Below are 9,528 nucleotides of genomic sequence, written 5' to 3' on the forward strand. Positions count from 1 at the left end.
GCCCTGGCCGGCGGCTCGGACGCGCGCTACGGCGTGATCGAGGTCGACGAGAAGTACCTGGCGGGCGTCGCCCGCGACGTCTCGCCGAAGGCCATAGCGCTGCTGAACCTCTCGCGCGACCAGCTCGACCGGGCCGCGGAGACGCGCATGCTGGCCGAGAAGTGGCGCGAGGGCCTGGCCGGCAGCAAGGCCGTGATCATCGCGAACGCGGACGACCCGCTGATCGTGTGGGCCGCTTCCTCGTCGCAGAACGTGGTGTGGGTCGCGGCCGGCCAGGAGTGGAAGGACGACGCCTGGTCGTGCCCCTCCTGCGGCGGTGTGATGCAGCGCCCGGGCGACGACTGGTTCTGCGGTGAGTGCGGCTTCAGGCGGCCCACCCCCAGCTGGGCGCTGTCGGGGGACTACGTCCTCGACCCGCACGGCTCGGCGTGGCCGATCCACCTGCAGCTGCCGGGCCGGGCCAACAAGGCCAATGCCACCACCTCGGCCGCCGTGGCCGCGACCTTCGGGGTGCCCCCGCAGGTGGCGCTGGAGCGGATGTACCAGGTGCAGGCGGTCGCGGGCCGCTTCGACGTGGTGTCGTTCCTCGGCCGTGAGGTGCGGCTGCTGCTGGCGAAGAACCCGGCCGGCTGGCTGGAGACGTTCTCGCTGATCGACGGGCCGCCGGCGCCGGTGATCCTGGGTGTGAACGCCCGTGGCGCGGACGGCACGGACACCTCGTGGCTGTGGGACGTGGACTACCCCCGGCTCGCCGGGCACCCGATCTTCGTGATCGGTGACCGCAAGCTGGACCTCGCGGTGCGCCTGGAGGTCGCGGGCCTGGAGTTCCGGGTCTGCGAGACGGTGGACGAGGCCGTGCAGGCGGCGCCCCCCGGCCGGATCGAGCTGATCGCGAACTACACCGCGTTCCAGGACGTCCGCCGCCGCGTCGGCAACTGACCCACGGACAGACTCAAAGGATTGTGAGCATGAGCCAGAACAGTCTGCGTGTGGTCTGGGTCTACCCCGACCTGCTCAGCACCTACGGCGACCAGGGCAACGTCCTGGTCCTGGAGCGGCGCGCCCACCAGCGCCGCCTGGACGTCCAGCGCGTCGACGTCCGCTCCGACCAGCAGATCCCCACCTCCGGGGACATCTACCTGATCGGCGGCGGCGAGGACCGTCCGCAGCGGCTCGCGGCCGAGCGGCTGCGCCGGGACGGCGGCCTGAACCGGGCCGTCGCCAACGGCGCGATCGTCTTCTCGGTCTGCGCCGGCTACCAGATCCTGGGCCACGAGTTCATCAACGACCTGGGCCAGCGCGAGCAGGGCCTGGGGCTGCTGGACGTCGTCAGCACCCGGGGCGAGGGCGAGCGCTGCGTCGGCGACGTGCTCGCCGACATCGACCCGCAGCTGGGCCTGCCGCCGCTGACGGGCTTCGAGAACCACCAGGGCGTCACCCACCTGGGCCCCACGGCCCGCCCGTTCGCCCGGGTCCGCTTCGGCAAGGGCAACGGCACGGGCGACGGCACCGAGGGCGCGTTCAACGAGACCGTCTTCGGCACGTACATGCACGGTCCGGTCATGGCCCGCAACCCGCACATCGCGGACCTGCTGATCAAGCTGGCGCTCGACGTCAACGCCCTGCCGCCGGTCGACGACCGCTGGTACGAGGCGCTGCGCGCCGAGCGGATCGCCGCGGCGACACAGCCCGCATAGCGGACGGTCGCGATCCCCGCCGCCCGGCCCGGTTAGGGTGGCGGGGATTCCACCGGACGACGGGGTCCGGTCCGGTCTCCGGCCCGTTGCGGCCCTGATCAAAAAGGTCCCCCTGTCATGCGCATCGGTGTTCTCACCTCCGGCGGCGACTGCCCCGGTCTCAATGCCGTCATCCGTTCCGTCGTGCACCGTGCCGTGGCCGACCACGGCGACGAGGTCATCGGCTTCCACGACGGCTGGCGCGGCCTGCTGGAGGCGGACTACCGCCCGCTGGACCTGGAGGCCGTGGGCGGCATCCTGGCCACCGGCGGCACGATCCTCGGCTCCTCGCGGGTCCAGCCCGCCCAGCTGCGCGACGGCGTGGAGCGGGCCAGGCAGCACGTGGCCGACCTCGGCCTGGACGCGGTGATACCGATCGGCGGCGAGGGCACCCTCAAGGCGGCCCGGCTGCTGTCGGACGCCGGCCTGCCGGTCGTGGGCGTCCCCAAGACCATCGACAACGACATCGCGGCCACCGACGTGACCTTCGGGTTCGACACGGCGGTGGGCGTGGCGACGGACGCCCTGGACCGGCTGAAGACGACCGCCGAGTCGCACCAGCGGGTCCTCATCGTCGAGGTGATGGGCCGCCACACGGGCTGGATCGCCCTGCACTCGGGCATGGCGGCCGGCGCCCACGCGATCGTCGTGCCGGAACGTCCCTTCGACATCGACGAGCTGACCGCGGTGGTCGGCAAGCGCTTCCTGGCGGGCAAGCGGTTCGCGATCGTGGTGGTCGCCGAGGGCGCCAAGCCGCGCCCGGGGTCCATGGAGTTCGCAGTGGGCCCCACGGACGTGTACGGGCACGAGCGGTTCTCCGGCGTGGCCACCCGGCTGGCGGGTGAGCTGGAGCGGCGCCTGGGCAAGGAGGCGCGGCCCGTCATCCTCGGCCACGTGCAGCGCGGCGGCACCCCGACCGCCTACGACCGGGTCCTGGCGACGCGCTTCGGCTGGCACGCGGTGGAGGCGGTGCACCAGGGCGCCTTCGGGATGATGACGGCGCTGCACGGCACGGACATCGTCCTGCAGCCGCTGGCGGCCGCCGTCGAGCGGCTCAAGACCGTGCCGGAGGAGCGCTACACCGAGGTGGAGTGCGTGCTGTGAGCTGACCCGGCCCCGCTCGCACCGGGCGCCCCCGGCCGGAGTCCCGGCCGGGGGCGGCTCTACTCTGGTCCCGGCGCATTGGTGCGAAATGGGAGAGAGCGGATGGATCACAGCGGGCACGGCATGATGCATATGGACATGCCGCCGTTCACGCTGGAGCGGGGTCTGCAGTTCAGTGGCGAACCGTTCTTCATGATCGGCTGTCTGCTGGGTCTGGGGCTCTACGGCTGGGCCGTGGTGCGGCTGCGGCGGCGCGGGGACGCCTGGCCCTGGGGCCGCGTGGTGGCGTTCGTCCTCGGTGTGCTGAGCGTCTGGCTGGTGATGTGCACCAAGCTCAACGACTACGGCATGGTCATGTTCAGCGTGCACATGGTGCAGCACATGGTCATCAGCATGCTCTCCCCGATCCTGATCCTGCTGGGCGCTCCCGTGACGCTCACGCTGCGGGCCCTGCCGGCGGCCGGCCGCGGCCGCAAGGGCCCGCGCGAGTGGCTGGTCTCGCTGCTGCACAGCCGCTACATGCGCGTCATCACGCACCCGGTGTTCACGATCCCGCTGTTCATCGCGAGCCTGTACGCCCTGTACTTCACCCCGCTCTTCGACTTCCTCATGGAGAGCAGGACGGGCCACATCGCGATGATGGTGCACTTCCTCGCGGTGGGTCTGGTGTTCTTCTGGCCGATCATGGGCGTGGACCCGGGCCCGCACCGCCCGGGGTACGTGATGCGGATGCTGGAGCTGTTCGCCGGCATGCCCTTCCACGCGTTCTTCGGCATCGCGCTGATGATGGCCTCGGAGCCGATGATCGGCACGTACATGCACCCGCCGGCGTCGCTGGGCATCGACCCGCTGGAGGACCAGCAGGCGGGCGGCGGCATCGCCTGGGCCTTCAGCGAGATCCCCTCGGTCGTGGTGCTGCTGGCACTGGTCTACCAGTGGTACCGCTCGGAGCAGCGGCAGGCCCGGCGCAGCGACCGGGCGGCGGACCGCAACGGTGACAAGGAGCTGGCCGCCTACAACGCCTACCTGGCCTCGCTGAACACGCGGGGGCAGTGACGGGGCCGGTCAGCGGTATGGCGGTACGGACCGCGGTGGGGAGACGATGGTCTCCTGGCCGCGGTCCGCGCGTTTTCCCACCCGGGCCGCCGTGAGGAGGTGCGGGATGCCCGGATCGGCGAAGGCGATGGCGGCGATGACCGTCGGCGGGCTGGTCCTGGTGACCGCCTACACCGTGACGATCGGCAGCAACGGCTGGCTGTGGTTCACGTGGGTGGTGCTGGGGCTGGCGACCATCGGTTCCCTGGCGGCGCGCGGCGCCTGAGGCATCTGCCCCCCCGGTCGTGGCCGCGGTCAGAAGCGGAAGACGGGCCCGGTGGCGGCATCCAGGGCGCAGGCGTGGGGGAAGGTCTTCCGCCAGGCGACCGCGGCCCCGTTCCACTGGCCGGTGGCGGTCGCGGTGACCGGGTCCTCCTCCTGGGTGCACACGCGCGCGAGGTCGACGGGCAGCGCGTCGGGCCGGCCGTTCGCCAGGCGCAGGCTCTCGCATGCCTCGGGTGCGTGCGGGTGGTGTCCGCCCGGGCCGGGGCAGACCAGCTGGACCCCGCGGATCCAGGTGTTCTGGGCGCCGGAGACGGTGAGGAGGAAGCGCCCCTCACCCTTGCCGTCGGCCTGCGCCGGGGCCGGGGGGAGGGCGAGGAGGGCGGTGGCGGTAGCCGCTGCGGCCGCGGTGGTGCGTACGGACATGGTGGTGGCCTCCTACGGGCGCGGGGTTGCCCGCGTCAGGGCACCGCGCGGGGGCGCGCGCGGCAAGCGGCCGCACCGTGCGCTCACCCGTGCGGGGGTCGCCGGCCACCCGGTCGGCCGTCCCGGGTGACCTGCGGAAAATCCCGCGCGGGCGGGGGCCGGCGGGTCGTACGCTCGGCGCTTGTGACACAGCTTTTGACGAGGGACGACGCATGAGTGCGCGGCTGCGCGAGGTCGCGCGGATGACGGAGGTGATCGTCGCCTCCGGTGGCTACACGACGCCCGGCGGCCGGGCGGTGGACTTCGCCGGCGCGGTGCGGAGGGCGCGGCGGGACACCGTGCTCCACGGGCCCGGGCCGGTGGCCGTGCCGGACGCGGAGGCCGGGGCGGCGACGGTGTTCGAGGTGACGGGCGAGGGCAGCCTGGACGCGTCGCGCCGCCTGGCGCCGGACGGCCCGGTGGCCGTCCTCAACTTCGCCTCCGCGCGCAATCCCGGGGGCGGCTACCTCAACGGCGCGCAGGCGCAGGAGGAGGCGCTCTGCCGCGGTTCGGCGCTCTACGCGTGCCTGCGCGAGGCCCCGGAGTTCTACGCGGCCCACCGTGCCGACACGAGCCCGTTCTACAGCCACCGGGTCATCCACTCCCCCGGCGTCCCGGTCTTCCGCGACGACCGCGGCACGCTGCTGGAATCCCCCTACGCGGCGGGCTTCCTGACGTCGCCCGCGCCCAACGCGGGAGTGATCGCCCAGCGTGTGCCGCAGGAGACGGGCCGCGTCCCCGCGGTGCTGGCCGAGCGGGCGGGCCGGGTCCTGGAGGTCGCCGCCGCGCACGGCTACCGCAGGCTGGTGCTCGGCGCCTGGGGTTGCGGGGTCTTCCGCAACGACCCGCGGGAGGTCGCCGCGGCGTTCGCCGCCCACCTCACCGGTGCGGGCCGCTTCGCGCACCGCTTCGAGCACGTCGTCTTCGCGGTCCTGGACCGCCGCGCCGACTCCCCCACGCGGGCGGCCTTCACCGCCGTGTTCGCCCCGGCCGGGCGCTGACCCGGACGACAACGACGACGCGCCCCGGCCCTTGGGGGCCGGGGCGCGCGGTGTTCCGGGGCTCGGCCCCGGCGGGTGCGTGTGTGCCTTACTTCGTCGCGGCCTTCGGCGGCTCGGGGGTGGCGTGCGGGGTGCACGTCACGTCCGTGCCGTCGGTCTTGCCGGTGAGGAGGTACGCGTCGACGCGGTCGTTGATGCACGGATTCTTGAGGCTCGTGACACCGTGCGAGCCGGCGCCCTTCTCCGTGATCAGCTGCGAGCCGCGGAAGCGCTTGTGCAGCTCGACCGCGCCCTCGTAGGGGGTGGCGGCGTCACGGTCGGACTGCACGATGAGGGTCTTGGGCAGGCCCTTGTGCGTGGCGACCTCGATGGGGTTCTGCTGCGGGGCCTTCCAGGTCGCGCAGGGCAGGTTCATCCAGGCGTTGGACCAGGTCATGAACGGGGCCTGGCGGTGGATGCGGGTGTTGTCGCGGTCCCACTTCTTCCAGCTGGTGGGCCACTTGGCGTCGGCGCACTCGACCGCGGTGTAGACGGCGTTGCTGTTCTCCGAGGCGATGTTGCCGGCCTTGTCGCTCAGGTCCGGACCCGCGGCCTGCACGAGCGCCTTCTCGTCACCGGCGCGGTACTTCTTCCAGGTGTCGGCGACCGAGACCCAGGAGGAGTCGTAGTAGGCGGCGCTCTGGAAGAAGCTGATCAGCTCGGCCGGGCCGACGACCCCGCCGATGGGCTGCTTCTTCGCGGCGGCGCGCAGCTTCTCCCACTCCTGCTGGACCTTGTCGCGGGTGTCGCCGATGTGGAAGACCGAGTCGTACTTGGCGACCCAGCTCTCCCAGTCCTTGAAGCGGCCCTCGAAGGCGATGTCCTGTTCGAGGTTGGCCTTGTACCAGATGTTGTCCCGGGCCGGGTTGACGACGCTGTCGACGATCATGCGGCGGACGTGGTCCGGGAAGAGCGTGCCGTAGACGGCGCCGAGGTAGGTGCCGTAGGAGACGCCGAGGTAGTTGAGCTTCTTCTCGCCGAGGGCGGCGCGGACGACGTCGAGGTCACGGGCGGTGTTCGGCGTCGTGAGGTGCGGCAGGAGCTTGCCGCTGCGCTCGGCGCAGCCGTCCGCGTACTCCTTGGCCAGCTTGCGCTGGGCGCGCTTGTCGGCCTCGCTGTCGGGCACCGGGTCGGCCTTGGGGGCCTTGACGAACTCCTGGGGGTCGACGCAGGAGATCGGCGCGGAGCGGCCCACGCCGCGCGGGTCGAAGCCGACGAAGTCGTAAGCCTGAGCGATCTTGGTGTAGATCGGGCTCTTGGTGGTGATCTTGCGCGGGAACTTCAGGCCGGAACCACCGGGGCCACCGGGGTTGTAGACGAGCGAGCCCTGGCGCTCCTCGGCGGTGCCGGTGGAACGGGCGCGGTCCACGGCGATCTTGATGGTGGGCCCGTTGGGCTTGGCGTAGTCGACGGGGACGGTCACGAACCCGCACTGGATGGGCTTCTCCAGGCCCCAGTCGGCAGGGCAGTCCTGCCAGTTGATGCCGGCCTTCGCCGCCCGCTCGGCGGCGATCTTCACGCCCTTGGCCTCGGCGGCGCCGCCCGGCACCGCCTCCGCGGCGCCGGCGGCCGGGGCGGTCAGGAACCCGGCGACCAGCGCGCTTGCCACCACGGTGGCAGCGGATATCGCGTTTGATCTCACGTGTGAATCCCCCTGCTGAGTGCCGCCCGAGGCGGCGATGATCACGCGGTCTGCAAGGGGGAATCCTTTCGCCTCCCATCCCACAAAGGACAGGGTGGGCGGGCGTTCTTTACTAATCCGTAAACGTGACGAAACACGGAAGGGCACGAGAGGTACCTTTCACCCCGACTACCTCCGGGACTTCCGAGTTGTGGCGTTCAGTTCGGATAGCGCCGCATCCAGCAGTCTGCGCAGGGCCAGTGCGTCCGGTGCCACCGCGCTCACCACGGCCGCGGGGCCGGCGAGCGGGGCGACGGCGGCCGTCGCCCCCAACGGGCGGGCGGGCACCGGATGCCGGTCGAAGGCCGGGTCGACGACCAGGAGTTGACCGGCGGCGCGATGGCCGCCGAGCACGGCACCGCCGTCCCAGCCGGGCGCGCCGGGCCCGTAGCACAGCTCCTGGTCGAAGAGCGGGCGCCCGGCCAGCCGCACGGTCAGCCGGGCGGCCAGTCGCCCCGGCGGCTCGGACGCCCGGCCCAGGACCTGCTCCTCGCGGAGCACCAGGCGGGCACCGGCGGCGAGGTCGACGCGGGTCGTCGTCCGCAGGTCGCTGCCGCGGGCGGAGATCAGCGGCTCGGGGAGCCAGCACAGCCGCGCCCCCTCCCCCACGCCGATCACGGTGTCGTACGCGGCGGGCGCACCCGTGCGGCCCGGCAGGGCGATCGTGGCGGCCGTGGTGGTGAAGCGCAGCGCGGCGCCCGCCCGCACTTCGGCGGTGAGGGCGAGCAGATCACCGCCGAGCGGTGCGCTCATGGCGCCGACGAGCGCGACCCGGGCCTCGGGGCCGTCCGGGCGCAGCCGCCGCAGGGCGAAGGGGCCCGAGCCGTCCAGCACGGGCAGCGCGGTGCCTCCTCTGCCGTCGGGCGCGGCGACGATCCGCGCGGCGGCGCGCAGCCCGGGCGCGGCCGGGGAAGCGGGGGCGGTCATGGCGTGCGTGCGGTCCACGCCACCAGCTGCTCGCGCACCCAGTCGCGTACGGGCGCGACGCCGCCCTCCGCGGCCAGCGAGGTGAAGGCGACGGGCAGTTCGCCGCGCTGGGCCTTGGCGTCGCGGGCCATGCCCTCCAGGTCGACGCCGACGTAGGGGGCGAGATCGGTCTTGTTGACGACGAGGAGGTCGGCGGTGGTCAGGCCGGGGCCGCCCTTGCGGGGGATGTCGTCGCCGCCGGCCACGTCGATGACGAAGATCTGGGCGTCGACCAGGCCCTTGGAGAAGGTGGCGGTGAGGTTGTCCCCGCCGGACTCGACGAGGACGAGGTCGAGCGGGCCCACCGCGTCCTCCAGGTCCTCGACGGCTTCGAGGTTGGCGGAGATGTCGTCGCGGATGGCGGTGTGCGGGCAGGCGCCCGTCTCCACGGCGGCGATCCGCTCGGGCGGCAGCACCGCGTTGCGCAGGAGGAACTCGGCGTCCTCGCGCGTGTAGATGTCGTTGGTGACGACGGCGATGGACAGCTCGTCACGCAGAGCCCGGCACAGGGCGGCGACCGTGGCCGTCTTGCCGGAACCTACGGGTCCGCCAAGACCGATGCGCAGGGCACGGCGCCGCCCGTCGGGGCGGACGGGGTCGGCGGGGCCGTAGGTGTGCCGGTGGGGGAAGGTGTCGGGGTGATCGAGGTGCATGGTCCCTCCGGGGGGTTGGGTGTGGCTGTCCCCAGTCCCGCCCCTTTGCCGTATCCCGGGGGCAAGCCCCCGGCCCCGGACCGCGCTCCGCGCGGTGTCCTCAATCGCCGGACGGGCTGGATTTCCAGCCCGTCCGGCGATTGAGGACCGGGTCCGGGGCGGAGCCCCGGGAAACGGCGAAGGGGCGGGACTGGGGAACACTTCCTTACGTGGCGAACAGCCGCACCGGCCAAGCGGCGTGCTGCTCCGCCGTGATGTCCAGCAGCGGCGCCGAAGGGGCGGGCAGGACGTCCGGGCCCTCGGAAACGGCCCGCCCCGCCGCCTCCGCAGCCGCGGCCGCCACGACATCGAGCTCCGGCGCGAGCCGCCCCAGCACCCCCGTCGCCTCGAACGGGTCAAGGCTCAGCAGCCGCACCACGGCCGTCGCCGGCCCGCTCACCGCCTCGTACGCGGCGGCGTACGCGGCGTCGAGCGGCCCGAGGCCGGCGGCGCGCGCGAGCAGCCCGAGCACGACGGGCTGGTGGGCGCCGCGCGGCCGCTCGGCGCCGAGGGCGTCGAGCGCGGGT

11 protein-coding genes are annotated in these 9,528 nt (G+C 73.0%); 6 read left to right on the forward strand and 5 right to left on the reverse strand.

The window, feature by feature from the left end:
* The 5 genes from LE181_RS19045 to LE181_RS19065 all read left to right on the forward strand — a co-directional run.
* Positions 1–939, forward strand: a 939-nt coding sequence (locus tag LE181_RS19045) for a Mur ligase family protein (RefSeq protein WP_225662516.1), incomplete at its 5' end; no start/stop codon positions are given.
* A gap of 29 nt (positions 940–968) precedes the next feature.
* Positions 969–1,697 (forward strand): type 1 glutamine amidotransferase, encoded by a 729-nt coding sequence (locus LE181_RS19050; RefSeq protein ID WP_190107762.1) that lies wholly within the window; start codon positions 969–971, stop codon positions 1,695–1,697.
* A gap of 117 nt (positions 1,698–1,814) precedes the next feature.
* A complete protein-coding gene (locus tag LE181_RS19055; protein WP_225662517.1) occupies positions 1,815–2,840 on the forward strand; it encodes a 6-phosphofructokinase in 1,026 nt (341 codons plus the stop codon).
* 102 nt (positions 2,841–2,942) lie between these two features.
* Positions 2,943–3,896, forward strand: a complete 954-nt coding sequence (locus tag LE181_RS19060; RefSeq protein ID WP_225662518.1) for a cytochrome c oxidase assembly protein — start codon at positions 2,943–2,945, stop codon at positions 3,894–3,896.
* Between the two features lie 106 nt (positions 3,897–4,002).
* Entirely contained in the window at positions 4,003–4,161 is a 159-nt protein-coding gene (locus LE181_RS19065) for a hypothetical protein (protein ID WP_190107759.1), read from the forward strand.
* A gap of 29 nt (positions 4,162–4,190) precedes the next feature.
* Here LE181_RS19065 and LE181_RS19070 read toward each other — a convergent pair whose 3' ends face one another.
* Entirely contained in the window at positions 4,191–4,583 is a 393-nt protein-coding gene (locus LE181_RS19070; RefSeq protein ID WP_225662519.1) for an SSI family serine proteinase inhibitor, read from the reverse strand.
* A 212-nt stretch (positions 4,584–4,795) separates the two neighbouring features.
* On the opposite strand from LE181_RS19070, the gene LE181_RS19075 reads away from it, so the two are divergent.
* Positions 4,796–5,623, forward strand: coding sequence for a TIGR02452 family protein (locus LE181_RS19075; protein WP_225662520.1), 828 nt, complete (start codon positions 4,796–4,798; stop codon positions 5,621–5,623).
* Between the two features lie 88 nt (positions 5,624–5,711).
* Here LE181_RS19075 and LE181_RS19080 read toward each other — a convergent pair whose 3' ends face one another.
* The 4 genes from LE181_RS19080 to LE181_RS19095 all read right to left on the reverse strand — a co-directional run.
* Positions 5,712–7,304, reverse strand: a complete 1,593-nt coding sequence (locus LE181_RS19080; RefSeq protein ID WP_225662521.1) for an alpha/beta hydrolase — start codon at positions 7,302–7,304, stop codon at positions 5,712–5,714.
* Positions 7,305–7,472: 168 nt separating this feature from the next.
* Positions 7,473–8,270, reverse strand: a complete 798-nt coding sequence (locus LE181_RS19085) for an urease accessory protein UreD (protein WP_225662523.1) — start codon at positions 8,268–8,270, stop codon at positions 7,473–7,475.
* On the reverse strand, positions 8,267–8,962 hold the full coding sequence (gene ureG / locus LE181_RS19090; protein ID WP_225662522.1) for an urease accessory protein UreG: 696 nt from the start codon (positions 8,960–8,962) through the stop codon (positions 8,267–8,269). Before ureG ends, LE181_RS19085 begins: the two co-directional genes overlap by 4 nt.
* 205 nt (positions 8,963–9,167) lie before the next feature.
* Positions 9,168–9,528, reverse strand: a 361-nt coding sequence (locus tag LE181_RS19095; protein ID WP_308103157.1) for an urease accessory UreF family protein, incomplete at its 5' end; no start/stop codon positions are given.

This window comes from Streptomyces sichuanensis (assembly GCF_020328095.1).
In the GTDB taxonomy this organism is placed as follows: Bacteria; Actinomycetota; Actinomycetes; order Streptomycetales; family Streptomycetaceae; genus Streptomyces; species Streptomyces cinnamoneus.

Coding starts and splice junctions, on each gene's coding strand:
- LE181_RS19065 (WP_190107759.1), top strand. CDS start 4,003: ATGCCCGGATCGGCGAAGGCGATGGCGGCGATGACCGTCGGCGGGCTG.
- LE181_RS19075 (WP_225662520.1), top strand. CDS start 4,796: ATGAGTGCGCGGCTGCGCGAGGTCGCGCGGATGACGGAGGTGATCGTC.
- LE181_RS19055 (WP_225662517.1), top strand. CDS start 1,815: ATGCGCATCGGTGTTCTCACCTCCGGCGGCGACTGCCCCGGTCTCAAT.
- ureG (WP_225662522.1), bottom strand. CDS start 8,962: ATGCACCTCGATCACCCCGACACCTTCCCCCACCGGCACACCTACGGC.
- LE181_RS19085 (WP_225662523.1), bottom strand. CDS start 8,270: ATGACCGCCCCCGCTTCCCCGGCCGCGCCCGGGCTGCGCGCCGCCGCG.
- LE181_RS19060 (WP_225662518.1), top strand. CDS start 2,943: ATGGATCACAGCGGGCACGGCATGATGCATATGGACATGCCGCCGTTC.
- LE181_RS19050 (WP_190107762.1), top strand. CDS start 969: ATGAGCCAGAACAGTCTGCGTGTGGTCTGGGTCTACCCCGACCTGCTC.
- LE181_RS19070 (WP_225662519.1), bottom strand. CDS start 4,583: ATGTCCGTACGCACCACCGCGGCCGCAGCGGCTACCGCCACCGCCCTC.